We start from the raw sequence: 20904 nt of genomic DNA on the forward strand, positions 1-20904 counted from the left end.
CCTCTTGCTTGATCCCTCGTTTTCCTGAACCGCGCTGATGTCCACCCGCCCCCCGCTATCCCTGAAGGCCCGCGCCGTGGGTTACCTCTCGCGCCGCGAGCATAGCCGCGCCGAACTGGCGCGCAAGCTTGCGCCGCACGCGGAATCGCCGGAGCAGCTCGAACAGTTACTGGATGCGCTGGAGCGCGAAAACTGGCTGTCCAACCAGCGTTTTGCCGACAGCCTGCTGCACCGGCGTGGCAGCCGCTATGGCGCTGCGCGTGTGCTGCAGGAGGCCAAGAACCACAAGCTTGGCAGTGAGCAGCTCGGCGAACTGCAGGAGCGGCTGCGCGAAACCGAATCCGACCGCGCACGCGAGGTCTGGCGCAAGCGCTTCGGCACCCCGCCGGCGACGCCGGAAGAGCGGGCCAAGCAGATCCGTTTCATGATGGCCCGCGGATTTTCGCGTTCGGTGATCGGCAAGGTGATTCAGGGCGCGGAGGACGAACTGCCTGACGATTTCGAGTAAATCGAGTGCGCGGGCGGTCGCCCTTCGGGCCGGTTTAAAAGGGAATACCAGTACTGGCTACATGTGTATTCGACCGTATGCCCGAGAGCGCGAGGCGGCTCCGGCGCCGGGTGCGCCGCATACGGCGTGTATTCCCCGATTTTCCCTTTCTGGTTGGCCGACAATCCGCCACCGACAGTTCGCGCGTGCCGATGTTCCCGGGCAAAGCGCCCCGGCATGTTAAACTCCTCGGGTTTTTCGGCGCCGCAGCGTTTGCGCGGTACCTCGCACCTGTATTCCCCCAGCCTGGTCATGCCTCTTTCCCAGCCCGTCAACCGCTCCCCGCGCCATACCCGCGCCATTACGGCCCAGGCTTACCTCAGGGAAGACGGCTTGTGGGACATCGAGGTGCGCCTGACCGACACCAAGCCCCGTGATATCGCCCTGGCGGGCGACCGCATCCGACCGGTCGGGCAGCCGTTGCACGACCTGTGGCTGCGCGTCACGATCGACGAGGCGTTGAACGTGCTGGACGCGGAGGCTTGCTCCGACTGGGTGCCTTATCCGGGATACTGCGATCAGATCGGTCCGGCTTACCGCAAGCTGATCGGGCTGAATCTGCGCAAGGGTTTCCGCAAGGCGGTCAAGGAGCGCCTGTCCGGTATCCAGGGCTGCTCGCATCTGACCGAAGCTGCGGGCGTGCTGCCGAGTACAGCGATCCAGGCTTTCGCCGGCGAAGTCATCAGCATTCGCGATGGCGCCGACCACGATCCCAATCCCGAACCACCTTACCAGTTGAACGGCTGCCACGCGCTGCGTTTCGACGGCGAGGTGGTCCGAGAGTTTTACCCGCGCTGGTATGGTCACCAGCCGAAGCCCAAGGTTCGGGCCGAGGCGGAGCAGGCCGCTGCGAACACGCCTCAGGCGCAAGCGGCAGCCGGCAACGGCAATGTTCCGTACGACCGGCCAACCGGCACTTCCGGCTGATTCTCAGGATCGGCCACGGACGAGAGAGTTCGTCTTTTTCAGATTCTTCCCCTTCTACCTTTTACGCCTACCCGAAAGGAAACACGCATGAATATCCATGAGTACCAAGGCAAGGAAATCCTGCGCAAATACAATGTGCCGGTTCCGCGCGGCATCCCCGCGTTCTCGGTCGCCGAGGCCCTGAAGGCCGCAGAAGAGCTTGGCGGCCCGGTTTGGGTGGTCAAGGCGCAAATTCATGCGGGTGGCCGCGGCAAGGGCGGCGGCGTGAAGGTTGCCAAGAGCATCGACGACGTCAAGACCTACGCCACCAACATCCTGGGCATGCAACTGGTCACGCACCAGACCGGTCCGGAAGGCAAGAAGGTCAACCGCCTGCTGATCGAAGAAGGCGCCGACATCAAGAAGGAACTGTACGTTTCGCTGGTGGTGGACCGCGTTTCGCAGAAGATCGCCCTGATGGCATCGAGCGAAGGCGGCATGGACATCGAGGAAGTCGCTGCCCACACCCCGGAAAAGATCCACACGCTGATCATCGAGCCGTCGACCGGCCTGACCGACGCTGACGCTGACGACATCGCCCGCAAGATCGGCGTGCCCGACGCTTCGGTTGCCCAGGCTCGCCAGGCCCTGCAAGGCCTGTACAAGGCGTTCTACGACACCGACGCTTCGCTGGCCGAAATCAACCCGCTGATCCTGACCGGCGAAGGCAAGGTCATCGCGCTGGACGCGAAGTTCAACTTCGACTCGAACGCGCTGTTCCGTCATCCGGAAATCGTCGCCTACCGCGACCTGGATGAGGAAGACGCCAACGAAATCGAAGCCTCGAAGTTCGACCTGGCCTACATCTCGCTGGACGGCAACATCGGCTGCCTGGTGAACGGCGCTGGCCTGGCCATGGCCACCATGGACACCATCAAGCTGTTCGGCGGCGAGCCGGCCAACTTCCTCGACGTGGGCGGCGGTGCCACCACCGAGAAGGTGACCGAAGCCTTCAAGCTGATGCTCAAGAACCCGAACGTGGAAGCCATCCTGGTGAACATCTTCGGCGGCATCATGCGCTGCGACGTGATCGCCGAAGGCGTGATCTCGGCGTCGAAGGCCGTGAACCTGACGGTACCGCTGGTCGTGCGCATGAAGGGCACCAACGAAGATCTGGGCAAGAAGATGCTGGCCGATTCGGGCCTGCCGATCATCGCCGCAGACACGATGGAAGAAGCCGCCCAGAAGGTCGTGGCCGCTGCCGCCGGCAAGAAGTAAGCCGGGCGCCGATACCAAACACAAGCGCACTTGGGCAGCGCGCGTGGCTTCGTGCCCGCGCTGCCAAAGGCCAAGCAAAGGACTAAAGCATGTCGATTCTGATCAACAAAGACACCAAGGTCATCACCCAGGGCATCACTGGCAAGACCGGCCAGTTCCACACCCGTGGCTGCCGTGACTACGCCAACGGCAAGAACTGCTTCGTCGCTGGCGTGAACCCGAAGAAGGCCGGCGAAGACTTCGAAGGCATTCCCATCTACGCGAGCGTCAAGGACGCCAAGGCCCAGACCGGCGCCACGGTTTCCGTGATCTACGTGCCGCCCGCAGGCGCCGCTGCCGCCATCTGGGAAGCCGTTGACGCCGACCTGGACCTGGTGGTCTGCATCACCGAAGGCATCCCCGTGCGCGACATGATGGAAGTCAAGGACCGCATGCGCCGCGAGAACAAGAAGACCCTGCTGCTGGGACCGAACTGCCCGGGCCTGATCACGCCGGACGAAATCAAGATCGGCATCATGCCGGGTCACATCCACCGCAAGGGCCGCATCGGCGTGGTGTCGCGCTCGGGCACGCTGACGTACGAAGCCGTGGGCCAGCTGACCGCGCTGGGCCTGGGCCAGTCGTCGGCTGTCGGTATCGGCGGCGACCCGATCAACGGCCTGAAGCACATCGACGTCATGAAGATGTTCAACGACGATCCGGAAACGGACGCCGTGGTCATGATCGGTGAAATCGGCGGTCCGGACGAAGCCAACGCGGCTTACTGGATCAAGGACAACATGAAGAAGCCGGTGGTTGGCTTCATCGCTGGCGTGACCGCGCCTCCGGGCAAGCGCATGGGCCACGCCGGCGCGCTGATCTCGGGTGGTGCCGACACCGCCCAGGCCAAGCTGGAAATCATGGAAGCCTGCGGTATCACGGTGACCAAGAACCCGTCGGAAATGGCTCGCCTGCTGAAGGCAAAGCTGTAAGCAACACCATCGTGCCTTGCGCGTCACGTGGCGCCCAGGGCCAGTGTTGAACCGCCCCGGACTTCGGCCGGGACGGGTTTGCCCCCGCCATTGTGCGGGGGCAATGTCATTGTGGCGACGTGCTTCCTAGGGTATTTCCGGAGTCGATTGCCCGTGATTTGAAACCGAATCGAAAGGTTCGCGCGATATACATGTCTGTTTTCTCAGACATCCGAACTGCCGCAATCGGGCGGTGTCGGACATATAGATAGAAACCTAGAGGAGCACTGCCGTGGAACTGCTGTCTTCCACCACGTTCTGGATTGCGTTGGGATCGATCATCCTGACCAACATCGTCCTGTCAGGCGACAACGCGGTGGTGATCGCGCTCGCCTCGCGCAATCTGCCGCCCAAGCAGCAGAAGAAGGCCATTTTCTGGGGCAGCGCCGCCGCCATCATCATGCGGGTCGTGCTGACCGTGGCAGCCGTCAAGCTGCTGAGCCTGCCGTACCTGAAGATCATCGGCGCCGTGCTGCTCGTCTATATCGGCGTGCAACTGCTGACTGGCGAAGATGACGAAGACGGTCACGACGCCAAGGACAATATCTGGGCCGCCATCCGCACGATCCTGATCGCCGACCTGGTGATGTCGCTCGACAACGTGGTCGCCGTCGCCGCCGCCGCGCAGAAGGGCCCCGAAGGCAGCCAGCTGATGCTTCTGATCCTGGGCCTGGGCCTGTCGATCCCGCTGATCGTGTTCGGCAGCACCATCCTGCTGAAGGTCATGGAGCGCTTCCCGGTCATCATCGTGCTGGGCGCCGCGCTGCTGGGCTATCTGGCTGGCGAAATGCTGGTGAGCGATCCGGTCGACGCAGCCTGGTTTGAAGTGCACGTGCCGCATGCCCATCTGGTGTTCGGCGCCATCGGCGCGATCCTGGTGGTGGTCGTCGGCAAGCTGATGAGCCGTCGGACGGCACAGACGGCTTAACGCAGGCAAGCGTCCACAAAGCAAAGGGCAGCCCTGGTGGCTGCCCTTTCTGCTGATGCAGCGCCGGAAAATGCGGAACTAACTTATGTGAGTTATCGCACATTTTGTCGGTCTGGCACGAGACATTGGCAGACAACTGACAATTTTTGGTGCTGGGGCACCGTGCGCGCTCACCAAGTGACGAAATTTGTCGCCTAACCCCCGATTCGTGGGGTATCGGTGCCTGGCACAGTACCTGCTCTAGCCTCCCCGCACTTCACAAAATCGAAGACGTGCAGTGCATCAACCTAAAATCTCTTCGAGGGGTCATCTCATGCAACGGGTACAACAAATCAAGAAGCTGGGCCGTCGGGTTCAGAAGGGCTTTACGCTGATCGAACTGATGATCGTGGTGGCGATTATTGGTATTTTGGCGGCGATTGCTATTCCTGCTTATCAAGATTATCTGGTTCGATCGCGTGTCAGCGAAGGCCTGTCGCTTGCGGAATCGGCAAAGACGTCAGTTACTGAAAATGCCGCAAACGGGGTGGCTTTTGCTAGTGGTTGGACCGCACCTTCGGCTACTCAAAACGTTACGAGTGTTGGTATCACCGCTGCTACCGGCGAAATCACGATCACTTATCCTGCTCGTGCAGGTGGCGGCACGCTGGTGCTCGTTCCTTCCTCAGCAGCAGCTAACTTGGCCGTTGGCACCGTTCCCACTGGCGGGTCAGTGACGTGGGAATGCTTCTCGGCTGCTAAGGCCGCTTCCACGTTGCCGACTGCTGGCCCGGCCCCTACCGCAGCAGGTACGCTGGCGGGCAATTTCGCTCCGGCAGCCTGCCGTACCTAAATCTGGTAGCCGATGCAAAAAGCGCCTTCGGGCGCTTTTTCTTTGCCTACTCACCAAGCTATCATCCGCCTTTTCCCCAACAAGGCGCCGCATGCCGCAGCCCAAGACCGCCATTCCGGCGATCTTTCTTGTTCTCACGATTGCCTTCCCGCTGCTCGTATCCCGCCACACGCTGCCGATGGCTACGTTCTATGGCGAGTGGGTAGCAGCGGTAGTGTTCCTGCTACTGGCAGGATTGCTCACGGCATTCGCACTCCAGTCTTCGCGCCGATCGGATGCAAACATCCCGTGGATCGCAAGCCTTCCGCTGTGGCTCATCGTTCTCGGTGCCATCCAGTGCGCCTCGGGCTTCGATGACGTCACCGGCAGCCGCTTTGCAACGCAACTCACGCTCGGTCTCGGCGCGGCGCTCATACTCGCGGTCTGGCGTTACCGTTTGTCTGCTTCGCCTGACGCACGCTCGGCAATCACTGACGCCCTCGCCACCGCCTTCCTCCTCGCAGGCCTCCTCGGCACCATTTCCCAATGGGTCCAGCTCTTTCACCTGGAGTCCCGCTCCTTCGGCCTTGTCTCCTCCTATTTCTACGACGACAACCGCCGCCTCTGGGGCAACCTGAACCAGCCGAATCACCAGGCCACCGTCGAAGGCATGGCGCTTGTCGCAGCGACCTGGCTCGCCTCACGCGGCAAGCTTCGATTCCCGATGTGGCTGATTGCCGTGGTGCTGTTGGAAAGCGGCATCATCTTGTCCGGTTCCCGCACCGGCGTGCTCCACGTGGGATTCGCAGCGCTGTACGCCGTCATCGCCGCGTGGCTCGCGCGCGATACTCGCCGGGATGCCGATCCGATGCGCCGGCCCGCGGGCTTGCTTGTCGCAGCGGTGGCGATCGTCGCCGTCTTGCTGGTCCTGCAGCCCATCATCAAGGCAGCCGGCAACGCTTTCGACTGGCGCCTGTTCGACACCCTTGCGCAACTGCAGGCCGCAGACCAGATGTCCGCCCGCAGCGCGCTGTGGACGCACGCGTGGGCGATGTTTCGATCGAACCCATGGCTCGGTGTCGGCTGGGGCGAATTCGGTTGGGCCCAGTTCCAGCAGTTGCCGCAGGTCGGCGTAAAGGTCGAGATGTCACTGCATGCGCACAACGCAGTGCTCGATTTGCTGGCGAAGACCGGCATCGTCGGTACGGCCGGTGTCGCGCTGGTACTGCTGGGATGGCTGTGGCGCGTGGTGCGTGTGCGCATCTGGCACGCGGATAACGAAGGAAGGGCGCAAGCCATCGTCGTGCTCACATGGCTGGCCATGCTGTGCGCGCATTCGATGCTCGAGTACCCGCTGCACTACCTGTACTTCTTCCTGCCGTTCTGCTTCATGCTGGGCTGGCTGGAGCCGGCCGGCTTTGGACGCTGGCATCTGCCGCGCTGGTTATCGCTCGGGCTGCTGGCAGGCTTTGCGGCGGTCAGTGCGATCGTGCTCGCGACGATGTGGCAGGACTACCGGCGGGCCGAGGCGCGAGAGTATGCCCCCCGCGAACGGCGTGCCACGCTGCCGATGCCGGCATACTGGTTTCGCCCGTATGCATCGGCCGATGTAGCCGAACGGGTCATCATCACCCCCGGCAATGCGGCGGATTTGCTGCCTGCCCATATCGCAGCGGTGCATCTGCTGCCGACGCCGACGATGATTGCCCGTACCGCCTGGCTGATGGCACTGACGGGCGATGCCGCGCAGGGTCGCGCATGGCTGGAACGCCTGCGCTACTACTATCTTGGCGATGAACCGAACCAGTACGCCACGCTGGACAACGCTTGCCACGAGCTAGCGGAGGCCGAACGGCCGCGCGAGTTCTGCAGATGGATCCGCGAACAGGCGCGACGCATGCCGGAATAGGGCGGCGTTGTCAGTACGGCCTGACGTAGCCGGGCGGCGGAGGCGGCGGAGGGTAGTAGTACGACGCCGCCGGCCGCGTAACCGTTGAGACGTTGCCGTAGACCGGCACGCGGTGGCCGCTGGCATACATGCACTGGAGGTAAGCCGCGTCATACTGGTGCTGCGTGCCGTAGCCCGAGTACTGCGCATTGCTTGCCCCAAATGCTGCGCCGGTCAGGAGGCCTACGCCGGCACCCACGGCCGCGCCTTCGCCGCCGCCGAATGCTGCGCCCGCGGCCGCTCCCAGCGCGGTACCGACCACTGTACTGCCCACAGCACTGGTATTCGCCGCCTGCGCCGAACTGACGCCGCCGACCTGCCCGAACGCGTACTGCCGGCAGTTGCCGTCATCGGCGCGGAACTGGTCAAACGTCTTGCCGGTGCCGGGCAAAACCGTTACGGAGGGGCCCGATGGCAGCACGGCGCAGGCACCCAATGCCACCGTCGCAGCGGACATCGCTACGACGAGCGAGCGGCTGACGGATTGGACACGTGCCTTCATGATGACATCCTCGACTCAGGTGCTTCGGAGCTGGATGGCGGCTGTGCCGGCACCCGCTGCCAGCCGCCCGGGCATGCATGGATATACGGGTAGTAGCCTTCCGGCTGGTTGCAGTGGTACCACCACGCCTGGTCCGGCGTTTGTGGGGCGGCCTGTTCAGGCCCCGGCGCAGGCACAGGACCGTTCGGACCCTGTTCGATGTATTGCGGCGGCGATGCAGGCGCCGCCATGACGGCAGGCGGATAGTAGTACGGGTATGGGTAGCCATAGCCGTATGGGTAGCCACCATACCAGCCTGGCCCGAAGTACACCCCCACCGATGGGTAGAACCCGTGATAGTAGCCACCGTGATAGTAGCCACCGTGATAGTAGCCGCCGCCATGGTAACCACCACCATGGTAGTAGCCCCGGCCCGCAATCGCGGCGCCGGTGGCGGTGACCGCCGCGAGGGCCAGCGCCAACTGGCAAAGCTTGCGCCCGTTCATGGAATCCACCCTTTGCGAAGGTTCCAGGCTGCGGCACTGCAGTGCAACAGCCTTTCCGGCCATGCCGGCCTGATTGGTATTGAATACCAATTTACGCCTGCCGGCGGTGCCGCATCGGCTGGCGAAATGCAGCGTTACCTTTATTACGGTGCGCTGCGGTGGCGGTACGCATTGGGAAGATGTTGCAAGAATCGAGGCATCGTCAACGGTACTTCGAGGCCTCGGGCCGTGCATCATCACGTCCCGGCCGACTGCCTTGGCCGGGTGTTAATACAGATATTTGCGCGACAGTGGCGGAAGTCGCCCGACCGCTATCTGGAAAAAGCGCTAGTACACCACTGGGATTCACAGGGTATGCCATCGCTATCGCCGTCCATCTGAGTGTTTGGACAGCTGTTCAGGAAAAACTTGGCTTCACTGCAGGAGGTCATTTGCGAACAATGTGTCCTGCCATCACAACTGAATGCGGTGGACGCTGCCGAGATTGGGGCCATATTTGCCTCCAAGGACAAAGTTTCCGATGCGCCGGACTTGGGGGCGAAGTACTTGTATCCAAAAGCGCAAAGTGCAGCAACAGTGACCAATCCGACCAGGCGAGATCCAAGTGATTTTTCCTGGCGCGCCGGCGGTTTCATACGACTTCGGTATGGTGCCGTCAGAGGGACCCCCGGCCGTTGAACGTTGATGGCCTTATTCTTCCCGTCCTGGTTCAGCGTGACAAGGAACGTCAATGACTCACCAATCTTTGGCATGCCACCCTGCCTCGGGTAGTCCGAAATATGAACGAAGATGTCCCGACCACCATTCGACGGGGCAATAAACCCGAACCCCTTGTCCTTGTTCCAGCTTTTGAGGGTGCCGCTGATGCGTGTGTTCATGCGTTTTGAGGGTGCAGCCATTGTGGGGGCGAAGTTACGCCGCGCGGGCAAGCTTGAACCGGCACCCCTTTGAGTAGTTACGGCAACCCCAGAACGAACCGTCCCTACGTTGCCGCTCTACCATCTTCACGCCGCAGGCTGCACAGGTCGGCGTCTGGTAGTCACCTTCAAATGCTCGCGCAAGCAGCTTGATCTGCTTGTCAGCGTCCAGGGCGCGGATTCGCTCGACGATGGCAGGGCCGTCGAGTAGTTGGATGCCCGCCTCGGCGGCATAGGTTTGCACTGGCTGGCCGATGTACCCGGTCAATGACCAGAACACGCCCCTCTTCACTTTGTTCGAGTGCATGACTCCACCAAGCGCCCGAACCGGTTCGACCCTGACTGGTGAACGCCATGCCTTGCATTGGACGACGGCGATCGGCGCCGGCAGCCCATCCTTGTACAGGGTTGCATCGATACCCCCGTCGGCCCCATGGGGAACCGTTTTGACAGCGAACCCCATAGCCTCGTAGTACCACACGCAAAGCGTCTCAAACCGCTTCCATTCCAGTTGCCTGAGCGCATCCAGCGACCAGTCCTCCGGTATTGCAGAGGGAGCCATCTGATGCACAACCGGGGGTGTCTCACCGATCCGATCTTTCGCCTTGGGAGTTTTATTGGCGAGGGAGCCGGGATCAGGAACTGCTCGTAAGGTGCGCTCCCTGCGTTCAGCGCCGCCAGGAACCCTGCCGGCCTGCGTTTGGCGTTTTCGTGCACGCAGATAGGCCAGCAGCCCGAGAAAGCCGAATATCGCAGCCGGAACCCATGCGAGGGAGCGGCTGACCATGGCAAGGCCGATCAAGAATGGATTTGAGGCGAGCGAGGCGGGCAGAATGGCATGGAACCCGATGTAGCTGGCGAATGCCAACGCAGCCGAAACCGACCATGGCGCATCCAGCAGAGCCTCGCTTAGAGGCGATTGTCTTTTCCTCCGACCCATTGATTTACCTCGTTTTTGTTCAAATCGTTTGAGGCCAAATCTAGCAGAAGTAACAGGGCTTGCCGGTTGCTCCAACCCAACACCCCACGTCGTGGCTACTCCCCCGTCGTGCATGTCTAATGATACAAACATGGATTGATGGATACTTTCCATGGCATCCGGAAAATCCCACGCCGCTGAAAGCGTCGAGTTCAGCGGCATGTTCGAGGGCGGTCCGCACCTTGCAATGATCGAAGTCGCTTTACATGGCAAGGCAGCCGCAGAACTGCCTGCATTACCTTGAATCTCGATTCCATCACTGAATTCGCGATCGATCCGCTGCGCCTGGAGTTCCGAAGCGCGGAAACGGAACTGGCGTTCCAGCGCCACCATCTGGATCGCAGTCGGGCGAGCCTGCGCCTGACACTGACTTTCTGCTCCGTCTTCTATCTGGCCTTTGCCATGACGGATGTGGCGGTGCTGGGCTATGGACGCGAGGCGCTGATCCTGTTCGCCGCGCGCATGCTGGTCGCGATCACCGCAACCATGGGCTTGTTCCTGATCCGCAACCAGCAGGAGCCCATTGCGGGTCTCTGGTTCGTTGCCAGTGCCGCCGAGATCGTGGGCATGACCACCTTCATGCTTATCGTCTGGTACCGCCCCAGTGAAATTCCGTGGCATGGGATGTCGCTGTGCATCATGCTGATCGTCGTCTACATCTTCATCCCTAACCGGCTGATCATCGCAAAGGGCATCGCGATTGCCTCGACGGCGGCGTTCGTTCTCGTCGCGGTGGAGAAAGGAACGGGCCCGGCCGCCGGTACGCTGACCATGTCGATGCTATTGCTGCTTGCCAACAGCTTCGGGCTCGTAGCAGCGCGTCGTTACCATCGCCTGTGGCGAGACGAATATCGCGTCCTCATGGACCTGAAGCAGGTGTCCCTGAGAGACCATCTGACCGATTGCTACAACCGACGCCATCTGCATGAGACGCTGCTCCCCACGGAAATCGCGAGGGCGCGCCGGTATCAGCACTGGCTGACCATGGTGGTCTGTGACATTGACCACTTCAAGTCGATCAACGACACGCATGGCCACCAGTCCGGTGACGCCGTGCTGCAGCACATCGCGGCCGTTCTCCGGGCCACCACCCGCAGGCACGTGGACAGCGTGGTCCGCTATGGCGGCGAAGAATTCCTGCTGCTCCTGCCGCAAACGGGCCCGGACGGTGCCTCGTATGTGGCGGAGCGGCTCAGGACTTCGATCGCGGGCAGTCCGACGATCGATGGCGCTGGCCGAAGCATCGAAGCGACGGCCAGCTTTGGAGTGCTGGCGGTCGATTTCTCGTCCGTTGGAAGTGACGTCACCGAAACGTCGTTGATCGCTGCCGCCGATGCGCTGCTTTACGAAGCCAAGGCATCCGGCCGGAACAGCATCCGCTTCCGGGAATGGCCCGGCAAATCGCGGGAACAGGACGTCAATGTTCTTGTGCTGGCTGCCTCCGATGCGCCGGGATGACGCCATGGCCGCCGGCCCGGGCAGACCCAGGCTTATGGAACCATTAGCCGGCCGGTGTGGAAACCCAATCCCCCGACTTCCCGCCGTGCTTCTCCAGCAGCTTCACATTGCCCATCACCATGCCGCGGTCCACCGCCTTGCACATGTCATAGATGGTGAGCAGCGCGACCTGCACGCCGGTCAGCGCCTCCATCTCCACGCCGGTCTGCCCGCGCGTTTCGGTGCGGACGGTGCAGGTAATGCTGGAGCCGGCCTCGTCCAGCGCGAAGTCCACCGCGACCTTGGTCAGCCCGATCGGGTGGCATAGCGGGATCAGGTCGGCGGTGCGCTTGGTTGCCATGATCGCCGCGACCCGCGCGATGCCCAGCACGTCGCCTTTTTTTGCGTTGCCGTCGCGCACCAGCGCAAACGTGTCGGGCAGCATCGTGATGGTGCCGGTTGCCACAGCCACGCGGTGCGTGCTGGCCTTGTCGCCGACATCCACCATGTGGGCCTGTCCGGCGGTATCGAAATGGGTGAGCTGCGTCATGGCTGGATCCTGTACGGCAAGGGCGTGCAACCGCGGATGGGAACGGGTTGCGGAGGCCGCTATCATAGCAACATGCCCAAGACCCCATTGCTTCGCAGGCCAGGCGCCGCCGGCCTTTCCGGACCGCAAGGCGCCATGCCTGCCGGCCCGGCATCACATGGCTCCGCGCGAAATGCGGGGCCATGGCGCCGTTCGCTGGTTGCTGTGATCGCGCTGACCATGGTGACGCCGGCGTGGCCGCAGGGAACAGCGCCCGCTGCGCCATCCGGCACCACGGCCAAGGCGGCCACCGTGCCGGTGGAAACCAGCGATCAGGTCTACGACAACCTGAGCCGCAGCGTGCGGGCAGGGCAGAAATCGGAGTTCGGGCTGCGCACCAACAATGCCGTTGTCGATGCCGGCGGCGTGCAATTGCCCGATATGGGCGATCCGTCCACCGCGGCGCTGTCGCCCGACATGGAAAAGCGCCTCGGCGACCGCATCATCCGTGACATCCGGCGCGATCCCCAGTATGTGCCCGATCCGCTGCTGTCCGACTATCTGAATGCGTTGGGCTATCGGCTGGTGCAGGCCGCACGGCGGCAGAACATCTCGGGATCGACTGGTGCCGGGACCTTTGCCACGGGTTTCGACCTCTTTGCCGTGCGTGACCGCAGCATCAACGCGTTCGCGTTGCCGGGCGGCTATATCGGCGTACATACCGGGCTGCTGGTGCAGTCGGAGACCGAATCGGAACTCGCGTCGGTGCTCGGCCACGAAATTGGCCACGTGATGCAGCGCCATATCGCACGCGGCATCACGCAGCAGGACCAGTCGATGTGGATCGCGCTGGCCTCGATGGTGCTGGCGGGGCTCGCGGCCACGCGCAGTCCCGACGCCGCCGCCGCGCTGGCGATGGGCGGGCAGGGCGCGGCCATCGCCAACCAGCTTTCATTCTCGCGCGGGGCTGAGCGCGAGGCCGACCGGGTCGGCTTCCAGATCATGACCGCGGCTGGTTTCGATCCGCAGGGCATGCCGGATTTCTTCCAGCGGCTCCAGCGGGCGTCGGGCACGGCGGAGAATTCGGTGCCGTCCTACGTGCGGACCCACCCGCTCACCTCCGAGCGGATTGCGGACATGCAGGATCGCGTCAGCCACGTGTCGGCGCGCAAGGTGCCCAATACGCCCGAATACGAGTTCGCGCGCGTGCGGGCCCGCGTGATCCAGGAAACCTCGCCCAGCGAACTGCAGAACCTGCGCGCGGCGATACGTTCGCAACTGGCAAATGCCTCGGCGCTGCGCGCGCCGGCGCTGCACTATGGCCTGGCCTTCGTCGAGCAGCGCCTCGGCCGCTATCCGGCGGCCGAGCAGGAACTGGCCGAAACGCGCCGGCTGTACGGCAACATTCCCGGGGCCACGTCGGGTAGCCCCATGCTCGATGTGATGGCGATCGAGCTCTCGCGCCAGCAGGGCCGCTTGCCCGAAGCGATGAGCCAGGCCACGGCATCGATGAAGGCGTTCCCGCTGTCGCACGCCGTGGCGCTGGCCTATGCGGATACGCTGCTCGGCACTGGCCAGTTCGACGCGGCGGTGACGTTCCTGCGCGAACGCACACGGGAGGAAACCACGCGCAGCGAGTGGTGGGAAATGCTGGCGCGGGCCTATGCCGGACAGGGCAAGCGGGTGCAGCAGCACCAGGCACTGGCGGAGAAGTATGCGATGGACGGCGCCTACCAGGCCGCGATCGAACAGCTGCAGATCGCGCGCAAGGCCGGCGATGGCGATTTCTACACGTTGTCCGAAGTCGATGCGCGCCTGCACCAGCTCCAGCGCCAGTACCGCGAGGAAAAGCAGGACAACAAGGGCATGCCGAACTGAGCGGCGCGGTCAGGCGGCCGGTGGCTGCGGATCGCGCACGAAGCCGAAGCGCTTCGGGACTTCGGCGGCGGCAATCGGTTCGATCGGAATGTCGCGTCCGTCGTGACGGAAGATGCCGAGATCCGCGCCGCACGCATCGCCATGCCATTCGCTTGCGCCGCTGAAAAGATCGAGGTCATGGTCATGCAGCAGCGCTGCGTGCAGGCCATCTTCCCCGTCGATTGTGCCGGCCAGAACGACATTGCCGTCTTCGTCGGCGAAACAGGACTGCACGGCAAACGCACGCTGCGTGGTCGTGCTCAGCTTGCCTTCATGCAGGCGCACGATCCACGGCGCATAGCCGAGCGACACGAACACGCGCTGCGGTCCGTTCTGGAAGTACCACGCGCCGCGCTCGTCGCGCAGGTAGTTGCGCGCGATGAATGCGATCAGCGTTTCATGCCGGATGGGGTCGCCCGACAGGTCGTGCTCCTGCGCGAATTCATTGCGCAAGCGCCATTGTCCGCGGCGATCAAGCGCAAGCCAGCCGTAGCAGTTGGGCACATTGGGCCAGCGCGCCATCGCTTGCCGGACTGATTCATCCATCGTGGTGTCTCCTTGTTGCGCTTGGCGCGCAGCGATGTGCCGGCTTCAGGCCATGCTGTCGAAGAAGCGCAGAATCCGCGCGGGCAGCCATTCGATATGCCCGCTGAACGGCAGCAGCGGCAACTGTGCCAGCAGGCCGGCAGGTGGTGTCATGAAGCCGACGTGGCCGCCGTGTTCGGGCTGCTCCAGCCAGACCTGCGGACTGACGTCGGCGGGGCCGGGCAGGTGCCGGGCCGGCAGGAACGGGTCGTTGCGCGCGTTAAGCACCAGCGTCGGCACGGCAATCTCGCCGAGCACGGGTTTGCTCGCGGCGCGCTTCCAGTAGTCGTTGGTATCGCGAAAGCCGTGCAGCGGCGCGGTGACGACGTTGTCGAACGCGTACAGGTCGCGGCTGGCCAGCATGGTGTCCCGGTCGAACAGGCCTGGAAACTGTTCGAGCTTGGCCAGCGACTTGCGCTTGAGCGTCTGCAGGAACATGCGCGTGTAGAGCATGTTGAAGCCTTCTGACAGCGCAGCGCCGCCGGCGGCCAGGTCCAGCGGCGCGGAGATCGACGCGGCCGCTGTCACGAAGTCGGCCGTGCTGCCCTGTTCGCCAAGGTAGCGCAGCAACGCGTTGCCACCCAGCGATATGCCGACCACCAGCATCTTGCGGTCACCCGCGCAGTGTTCGCGGCGCAGGCGTTCGAGTACCCAGCGGATCTCGGCGGAATCGCCGGAATGATAGAAGCGCGGCGCGCGATTGAGCTCGCCCGAGCAGCCACGGAAGTGTGGGATCACGCCCTGCCAGCCGCGTGGCCGCAGTGCATGCATCAGCGCCTGTGCGTAGTGGCTGCCGGAATCGCCTTCGAGCCCATGGAACATCACCAGCAGCGGCGAGCCGTCATGGACCGCGTGCGTGGTCCAGTCGAGGTCGATGAAGTCCTGGTCGGGCGTGTCCCAGCGCTCGCGGCGAAAGTGCACGCGCGGCGGACGGCGCGTAAAGCGCGCGGGAATAATGGTCTGGGCGTGGCCGCCACGCAGCCACCAGGGCATGGCGATGCTGTCGCCATAAGCGTGGCCCGTGGCGTCGGCCTGGGTGGTGGATGGCAGGCGATGGTGCGGAAGCTGCGTCATGCCGGCATCGGTCGTGCGAAGGGCCGGGCGCGACGGCCCGGAGCCTGTGTTGCGTTCAGTGCAGGGCCTGCCCCGGGGCAGCGGCCACGGTGGCTACCTGCACGGCGTTGGCCGGGCTGCAGTGGATATGCGCGAGGCGCCAGCCCTCATGGTTTTGCATCAGCACGTATGTCGTGTGCACGTACAGGTCGGCCTCGACGCGGTCCGTGCCGAAGCGCAGGGCCTCGGTCACGTCGAAGATCGATACGCCCAGCGACGCATGGCTGCTGGTCTCGATCGCATCGATCAGCACCGGCTGCTCTTCGAGCAATTGCGAGAACGCCTGGCGCAGGTGTTCATGGCCGATCAGGCGCTGCCCGTCAGGCATCACGCAGGTGACCGAGTCTTCGTCGAGCCACAGTCGCAGCGCGCCGTCGGCATCGCGCAGTTTCATGGCCTCGCGGAAGGCCTGGACAATGTCTTCCGCGGAATCGAACAGACGGGCAAAACGGGGCATGGTCGCGATTTCAGGGGTCAGGGCCGGTGCAGCAGCTTGCGCAGTTCAACGAACACCATTTCGGGCTCGATGTCCTTCAGGCAGCGCATGTGTCCCAGGGGACACTCGTGTTTGAGGCACGGACTGCATTCGAGTTGCAGCCACATGATACTCGCTGCCTGTGACAGGGGCGGCGTCTGGCGCGGATCGCTCGAGCCGAACACCGCAACTTGCGGGCGGTTCAGCGCCGCGGCGATGTGCATGAGGCCGGTGTCGTTGCATACGGCCGCTTCGGACAGCGCGAGCAGGTCGATGGCATCGTCGAGCGAAGTCTTGCCGCACAGGTTGCGCACGAACGGCGCTTCGCTCGTGATCTCCGCAGCGGCGTCCGCATCGGCGGCCGCGCCCAGCGTGATCATCTGGGCATACGGGTACGAGCGCCTCAGCATCTGTGCGAGCTTCGCGAAATGCGCGGCAGGCCAGCGACGGGCGGGGCCGAAGCCAGCGCCCGGGCAGAACGCGATCACGCGTGTCTGCGGCGGGATGCCGAAGCGCTCGGCCGTGGCGGCGATCCGGACGGCATCGGTACGCAGGCGCGGTTCGGGCAATTCCGCCGGCGGCTTTGCGCCGGGCCGCAGCGCCAGGCGCGCGTAATGCTCGGCCATGACCGGGCGGCCGTTGCGCGGCGGGTTGGCATGGCGCACGTTCAGCATGCCAAAGCGAGACTCGCCGCGATAGCCGACGCGCAGCGGAATGCCTGCCAGCCACGGAATCAGCGCCGACTTGAGCGAATCCGGCAGCACGTAGGCCATGTCGTAGCCTTCGTTCTTGAGCTGCTGGGCGAACATGAACCGTGCCGAAAGCTGCAGCTTCCCGTGCGTCAGGTCGCTCGGGAAGACCCTGCCCATCTCCGGCATGCGCGCCAGCACCGGGCCGACCCATTTGGGTGCAAGGGCGTCGATGACCAGCCGCGGATGGCGCGCCTTGAGCAGCCCGAGCAGCGGCTGGGCCATCAGGGCGTCGCTGATCCGGTCAGGGGCGATGACGAGGGCTTTTTTCATGAGTGGGGCGAAGCTTGCCCGCCGTCAGTGGCGGGCGGAAATGCCAACGCCCCGGGGCGCCGCCAGGCGGCCCGGAGCGTCGGAGTGCTGCAGGAGCGTGTGGGCCGCTCAGTGGTGGCCCTTCAGCACGGTGCCCGGCTTGAGCTTGTACACGGTGCCGCAGTACGGGCACTTGGCTTCGCCGGTGTCGACCACGTCCAGGAACACGCGCGGATGGTAGTTCCACGCCGGCGTGTTGGCCGTGGGGCAGTGCAGGGGAATGTCTTCGGCGCCGATTTCGACGATGGTGGCGGTTTGCGTCATGGTGTTGCGGGGTGTCGTGCTTCGGGATTCGGTCGTGCTGCCGCCTTGCCGGGCGTCAGCCGCTTCTTGTCTGGCTTGCCGGTTCCGCCGGATATCCGGGGTGCGGCAAAAGCATACATTGTAAGCTGCGGGGGCATGGGTGCCAACGCGGCAACTCGCGAAAGGCGGTCTAAAATGCCCGCTTTCGCGTCGTTCTTCCCCAATTTCCTGATTCCGGACCTGTTTCTGTGCAATCCGCCACCCTTCCCGGCTCCGATGCTGCCCCCGGCAGCAGCCTTCCCGCCTGGCAACAGGCACTGGAAGCCCTGCAAGGGCTGGCGGCGGGCGCTGAGGGCGTGGGCATTGCAACGGATCGCCGCCTGCTGTGGGCACTGACCCTGGACGCCGACGGTGCCGTCGGCGCCATCGAGCCGCTGGAGCAGGTCCGCGGCGCGCGCGGTTGGGGCAAGCCGCGCCCGGTGCCCTTGGCGCGCGTGGCGGAGGACGGGCAACTGCCAGCATGGGATACACGCGTGGCGCATGCCATCCGGCGCGACCAGTCGCACAACCGGCGCTATGTGCTCGATCGCGCAGCCGCCATCGCGGCGCTGGTGGGCCACCCCGCGGTCGTGCTGGCCCGTTCGCCGGAACAGGTGCTGGAAGTGACCGAAGGCACGCCAGCGCTCGAAGCCGTGCATACCGACGGCCGTTACCTGCTGCGGATCTACCCGCCGCTGCGCGAAGCGCCCGCGATGGAAGCCTACCTGCCGGCGGCGGCACGCCAGGATGCCGAGGCGCTGCGCCATATCACGGTGCTGCGTGATGGCCCGCAGCGGTTGCGCGTCATCCGCTTTACGCCGGCGCAACTAGGCGCCGCGCAGCTCGTTGCCGATGGCCTTTCGATTCCCGAAGCCGGCCGCGCGCAACTTGACCGCACGCTGCGCGCGCTGGCGGGGCACTTCCAGGTCGAGGCCGACCCGACCGGCGCCGTGCGCGAACTGGAGCCCGAAGCGCGGCTGCGCGCCGAGGTGGCGCCGCATGGACGCGGCATCGCGCTGCGGCTCGTGGTCACGCCACTCGGACCGCTCGGTCCACGTCTGGCGCCCGGCGCGGGCCGCGAGCGGCTGATGGCCACCGTGCGCGGCGAAACGCTCGCGACGCAGCGCGATCTCGATGCCGAACTGGCGAACGTGGCCGAGGTATTTGCCGAACTGCCGTTTCTCGTCCCGCTGGCTCCGCCCGATGGCGAGCATAGCTGGGTGCTTGACGATCCCGAGGACGCATTGGCCGTGGTCGAAGCGCTGCCGCGCCTGGCCGGCGTGCAGGCGCTCGAGTGGCCGCGCGGCAAGGAGATGCGCGTGGTCGCCGCCGACCTGCCGCAACTCAGCGTGACGGTCGAAACGCGCAACACGTGGTACCGGCTGGTTGGCGAGCTGCGTGTGGCCGAAGGGCTCGTGCTGGAACTCGGCAAGCTGATCGACTGGACCAGCAGCCACGCGGGCCGTTTCGTGCCGATGGGGCAGGGCGTGTACATTGCGCTCACGCGCACGCTGCGGGGCCGCCTACGCGATCTGGCCAGTGTTGCCGACCAGGTCCCCGATGGTATCCGCGTCCCGTTGATGGCTACGCCATGGCTCGACGATGTGCTGGCCGGCGCGGGGGTCGATCCTGATGCGCATTTCCGCCAGCGGCTGGCACGATTGCGGACCGCGCGAGAGACCGATATCACGCTCCCGCCGAATCTGGCCGCCGAGCTGCGACCCTACCAGTACGACGGCTACCGCTGGGCGATGACGCTGGCCTCCGCAGGCCTCGGCGCTTGTCTTGCCGACGACATGGGCCTCGGCAAGACGCTGCAGGCACTGGCGGTGCTGCTGGCGCGCGCGGGCGGCGGCGCGGGCCTGGTGATCGCGCCGACTTCGGTCTGCGGCAACTGGGCCGCTGAAGCGCGACGCTTCGCGCCGACGCTCAATGTGCACGTCTATGCCGAAGGCGAGCGCGAAGCCCTGCTGGCCCAGGCGGGCGCAGGCGATCTCGTCATCGTCTCGTACACGCTGCTGCAGCAGGCGCGCCAGGCATTCTGCGCGCGCGAGTGGCACACGGTAGTGGCCGACGAAGCGCAGGCGATCAAGAACGCCGCATCGCGCCGTGCGCAGGCATTGTTCGATCTGCCATCGGGATTCCGCATGGTGCTTTCGGGCACGCCCATCGAAAACCGGCTGGCCGAACTCTGGTCGGTCATGCGTTTCTGCAACCCGGGCTTGCTCGGCTCGCTGGCCCGCTTCAACGAGCATTTCGCGAACCCCATCGAGCGCAGTGGCGCACGAGAAGTCCGTCAGCGGCTGGGGCGCATGATCGCGCCCTTCGTGCTGCGCCGGACCAAGGCGCAGGTGCTCGACGAACTGCCGCCGCGCACCGAACTTGTCATCCGCGTCGAGCCGGCACCGGTCGAGGCCGCGCACTACGAGGCATTGCGACGGCAGGCGCAGTCCCAGGCCGAAGCTGCGCTCGCACGCGTCGAAGCTGCGCGCAAGGCTACGCGCGGCGCTCCCGAGGGCGCGCGCGCGAGGGCAGTGGCACAGGCCCAGTTTCAGGCGGAGGCCCGCATCCACGTGCTCGCGCAACTGATGCGGCTGCGTCGCGCGGCCTGCGATGCGCGGCTCGTGACGCCGGAGGTGGGTCAGGCAGGCGCCAAGGTGCGGACCTTTGTCGACCTTGCCGGCGAACTCGCGGCCAATGGCCACAAGGTGCTGGTGTTCAGCCAGTTCGTGGATTTCCTGCAATTGCTCAGGCAGGGCATCGAACAAGCGGGACTCGCGCTGCAGTACCTGGACGGCGCCACGCCAGCTGCCGAACGCACACGGCGCGTGGCCGCGTTCCAGGCGGGCGAGGGCGATGTCTTCCTGATCAGCCTGAAGGCCGGTGGTTTCGGCCTGAACCTGACGGCGGCCGACTACGTGATCATCGCCGATCCGTGGTGGAATCCGGCCGCGGAAGACCAGGCCATGGGCCGCGCCCATCGTATCGGCCAGCAGCGTCCCGTTACCGTGTACCGGCTCATCACCGCGGGGACCATCGAGGAGCGTATCGTCGAACTGCACAAGGACAAGCGCGCGCTGGCCGACGGCTTGCTCGATGCCGATGACGAAGCCGCGTCGGGCATCGGCGCACCGCTGCCCGACGTGGATGAACTGGTCGGGCTGCTGCGGCGCTGAGCGTTGCCGCGATACGAC

Annotated in this window: 20 protein-coding genes; 10 read left to right on the forward strand and 10 right to left on the reverse strand. The window is 64.6% G+C overall.

Translation table 11 applies throughout. The features are described 5' to 3' along the window. Nucleotides 1–37: 37 nt before the first annotated feature. The 7 genes from recX (at nt 38) to K2O51_RS15170 (ending at nt 7389) form a co-directional block, all read left to right on the forward strand. On the forward strand, nt 38–508 hold the full coding sequence (recX, locus tag K2O51_RS15140; protein ID WP_011296717.1) for a recombination regulator RecX: 471 nt from the start codon (nt 38–40) through the stop codon (nt 506–508). Between the two features lie 291 nt (nt 509–799). Further along, nucleotides 800–1474, forward strand: a complete 675-nt coding sequence (locus K2O51_RS15145) for a DUF2889 domain-containing protein (RefSeq protein ID WP_220631299.1) — start codon at nt 800–802, stop codon at nt 1472–1474. A gap of 87 nt (nt 1475–1561) precedes the next feature. Continuing rightward, complete coding sequence (gene sucC / locus K2O51_RS15150) at nt 1562–2731, forward strand: ADP-forming succinate--CoA ligase subunit beta (RefSeq protein ID WP_011296719.1); 1170 nt, start codon at nt 1562–1564, stop codon at nt 2729–2731. Nucleotides 2732–2820: 89 nt separating this feature from the next. Continuing rightward, on the forward strand, nt 2821–3702 hold the full coding sequence (sucD, locus tag K2O51_RS15155) for a succinate--CoA ligase subunit alpha (RefSeq protein ID WP_011296720.1): 882 nt from the start codon (nt 2821–2823) through the stop codon (nt 3700–3702). Nucleotides 3703–3973: 271 nt separating this feature from the next. After that, entirely contained in the window at nt 3974–4669 is a 696-nt protein-coding gene (locus K2O51_RS15160) for a TerC family protein (protein ID WP_011296721.1), read from the forward strand. Nucleotides 4670–4982: 313 nt separating this feature from the next. Further along, the gene (locus K2O51_RS15165) at nt 4983–5501 is read left to right on the forward strand and encodes a pilin (RefSeq protein WP_220631300.1); all 519 of its coding nucleotides are present in this window, start codon (nt 4983–4985) and stop codon (nt 5499–5501) included. Between the two features lie 91 nt (nt 5502–5592). Continuing rightward, nucleotides 5593–7389, forward strand: a complete 1797-nt coding sequence (locus K2O51_RS15170; RefSeq protein ID WP_220631301.1) for a PglL family O-oligosaccharyltransferase — start codon at nt 5593–5595, stop codon at nt 7387–7389. Between the two features lie 10 nt (nt 7390–7399). Here K2O51_RS15170 and K2O51_RS15175 read toward each other — a convergent pair whose 3' ends face one another. The 4 genes from K2O51_RS15175 to K2O51_RS15190 form a co-directional block, all read right to left on the reverse strand. Further along, nucleotides 7400–7930, reverse strand: coding sequence for a YMGG-like glycine zipper-containing protein (locus K2O51_RS15175; RefSeq protein ID WP_220631302.1), 531 nt, complete (start codon nt 7928–7930; stop codon nt 7400–7402). Beyond that, nucleotides 7927–8415 carry a hypothetical protein gene (locus K2O51_RS15180; RefSeq protein WP_220631303.1) on the reverse strand — a complete coding sequence of 163 codons (489 nt, stop codon included), beginning with the start codon at nt 8413–8415 and terminating at the stop codon, nt 7927–7929. Before K2O51_RS15180 ends, K2O51_RS15175 begins: the two co-directional genes overlap by 4 nt. 311 nt (nt 8416–8726) lie before the next feature. Continuing rightward, the gene (locus K2O51_RS15185; RefSeq protein WP_166486978.1) at nt 8727–9293 is read right to left on the reverse strand and encodes a cold shock domain-containing protein; all 567 of its coding nucleotides are present in this window, start codon (nt 9291–9293) and stop codon (nt 8727–8729) included. A 34-nt stretch (nt 9294–9327) separates the two neighbouring features. Further along, on the reverse strand, nt 9328–10644 hold the full coding sequence (locus tag K2O51_RS15190) for a restriction endonuclease (protein WP_245001912.1): 1317 nt from the start codon (nt 10642–10644) through the stop codon (nt 9328–9330). Between the two features lie 69 nt (nt 10645–10713). Between K2O51_RS15190 and K2O51_RS15195 the strand changes: the two genes are divergently transcribed. Continuing rightward, a complete protein-coding gene (locus K2O51_RS15195) occupies nt 10714–11769 on the forward strand; it encodes a GGDEF domain-containing protein (protein WP_342394104.1) in 1056 nt (351 codons plus the stop codon). 43 nt (nt 11770–11812) lie between these two features. On the opposite strand, the gene moaC is transcribed toward K2O51_RS15195, so the two are convergent. Further along, a complete protein-coding gene (gene moaC, locus K2O51_RS15200; protein WP_011296729.1) occupies nt 11813–12298 on the reverse strand; it encodes a cyclic pyranopterin monophosphate synthase MoaC in 486 nt (161 codons plus the stop codon). 72 nt (nt 12299–12370) lie between these two features. Between moaC and K2O51_RS15205 the strand changes: the two genes are divergently transcribed. Next, a complete protein-coding gene (locus tag K2O51_RS15205) occupies nt 12371–14155 on the forward strand; it encodes a beta-barrel assembly-enhancing protease (protein WP_220631304.1) in 1785 nt (594 codons plus the stop codon). Between the two features lie 9 nt (nt 14156–14164). On the opposite strand, the gene K2O51_RS15210 is transcribed toward K2O51_RS15205, so the two are convergent. From K2O51_RS15210 to K2O51_RS15230, 5 genes are all read right to left on the reverse strand, one after another. Further along, entirely contained in the window at nt 14165–14740 is a 576-nt protein-coding gene (locus tag K2O51_RS15210; protein WP_220631305.1) for a DUF2946 family protein, read from the reverse strand. 45 nt (nt 14741–14785) lie between these two features. Next, nucleotides 14786–15853, reverse strand: a complete 1068-nt coding sequence (locus K2O51_RS15215; RefSeq protein ID WP_220631306.1) for a YheT family hydrolase — start codon at nt 15851–15853, stop codon at nt 14786–14788. 55 nt (nt 15854–15908) lie between these two features. Then, on the reverse strand, nt 15909–16349 hold the full coding sequence (locus tag K2O51_RS15220) for a YybH family protein (RefSeq protein WP_011296733.1): 441 nt from the start codon (nt 16347–16349) through the stop codon (nt 15909–15911). Between the two features lie 17 nt (nt 16350–16366). Next, a complete protein-coding gene (gene waaF, locus K2O51_RS15225; protein ID WP_011296734.1) occupies nt 16367–17389 on the reverse strand; it encodes a lipopolysaccharide heptosyltransferase II in 1023 nt (340 codons plus the stop codon). A 108-nt stretch (nt 17390–17497) separates the two neighbouring features. Beyond that, nucleotides 17498–17692, reverse strand: a complete 195-nt coding sequence (locus K2O51_RS15230; protein WP_140950774.1) for a zinc-finger domain-containing protein — start codon at nt 17690–17692, stop codon at nt 17498–17500. 227 nt (nt 17693–17919) lie between these two features. Between K2O51_RS15230 and K2O51_RS15235 the strand changes: the two genes are divergently transcribed. Next, nucleotides 17920–20886: a DEAD/DEAH box helicase gene (locus K2O51_RS15235; RefSeq protein WP_140950773.1), complete on the forward strand. Its 2967-nt coding sequence runs from the start codon at nt 17920–17922 to the stop codon at nt 20884–20886. Nucleotides 20887–20904: the final 18 nt, after the last annotated feature.

Origin of the sequence: Cupriavidus pinatubonensis (genome assembly GCF_019602855.1) — a bacterium.
GTDB classification, from domain to species: Bacteria; Pseudomonadota; Gammaproteobacteria; order Burkholderiales; family Burkholderiaceae; genus Cupriavidus; species Cupriavidus pinatubonensis.

What these genes read in the sequence shown, in the direction of transcription:
- K2O51_RS15180 (WP_220631303.1), bottom strand. Translation starts at nt 8,415, where the DNA reads ATGAACGGGCGCAAGCTTTGCCAGTTGGCGCTGGCCCTCGCGGCGGTC.
- K2O51_RS15195 (WP_342394104.1), top strand. Translation starts at nt 10,714, where the DNA reads ATGACGGATGTGGCGGTGCTGGGCTATGGACGCGAGGCGCTGATCCTG.
- K2O51_RS15145 (WP_220631299.1), top strand. Translation starts at nt 800, where the DNA reads ATGCCTCTTTCCCAGCCCGTCAACCGCTCCCCGCGCCATACCCGCGCC.
- K2O51_RS15230 (WP_140950774.1), bottom strand. Translation starts at nt 17,692, where the DNA reads ATGACGCAAACCGCCACCATCGTCGAAATCGGCGCCGAAGACATTCCC.
- K2O51_RS15165 (WP_220631300.1), top strand. Translation starts at nt 4,983, where the DNA reads ATGCAACGGGTACAACAAATCAAGAAGCTGGGCCGTCGGGTTCAGAAG.
- sucC (WP_011296719.1), top strand. Translation starts at nt 1,562, where the DNA reads ATGAATATCCATGAGTACCAAGGCAAGGAAATCCTGCGCAAATACAAT.
- K2O51_RS15190 (WP_245001912.1), bottom strand. Translation starts at nt 10,644, where the DNA reads ATGGTGGCGCTGGAACGCCAGTTCCGTTTCCGCGCTTCGGAACTCCAG.
- K2O51_RS15215 (WP_220631306.1), bottom strand. Translation starts at nt 15,853, where the DNA reads ATGACGCAGCTTCCGCACCATCGCCTGCCATCCACCACCCAGGCCGAC.
- waaF (WP_011296734.1), bottom strand. Translation starts at nt 17,389, where the DNA reads ATGAAAAAAGCCCTCGTCATCGCCCCTGACCGGATCAGCGACGCCCTG.
- moaC (WP_011296729.1), bottom strand. Translation starts at nt 12,298, where the DNA reads ATGACGCAGCTCACCCATTTCGATACCGCCGGACAGGCCCACATGGTG.
- K2O51_RS15175 (WP_220631302.1), bottom strand. Translation starts at nt 7,930, where the DNA reads ATGAAGGCACGTGTCCAATCCGTCAGCCGCTCGCTCGTCGTAGCGATG.
- recX (WP_011296717.1), top strand. Translation starts at nt 38, where the DNA reads ATGTCCACCCGCCCCCCGCTATCCCTGAAGGCCCGCGCCGTGGGTTAC.
- K2O51_RS15205 (WP_220631304.1), top strand. Translation starts at nt 12,371, where the DNA reads ATGCCCAAGACCCCATTGCTTCGCAGGCCAGGCGCCGCCGGCCTTTCC.
- K2O51_RS15170 (WP_220631301.1), top strand. Translation starts at nt 5,593, where the DNA reads ATGCCGCAGCCCAAGACCGCCATTCCGGCGATCTTTCTTGTTCTCACG.
- K2O51_RS15210 (WP_220631305.1), bottom strand. Translation starts at nt 14,740, where the DNA reads ATGGATGAATCAGTCCGGCAAGCGATGGCGCGCTGGCCCAATGTGCCC.
- sucD (WP_011296720.1), top strand. Translation starts at nt 2,821, where the DNA reads ATGTCGATTCTGATCAACAAAGACACCAAGGTCATCACCCAGGGCATC.
- K2O51_RS15185 (WP_166486978.1), bottom strand. Translation starts at nt 9,293, where the DNA reads ATGAACACACGCATCAGCGGCACCCTCAAAAGCTGGAACAAGGACAAG.
- K2O51_RS15220 (WP_011296733.1), bottom strand. Translation starts at nt 16,349, where the DNA reads ATGCCCCGTTTTGCCCGTCTGTTCGATTCCGCGGAAGACATTGTCCAG.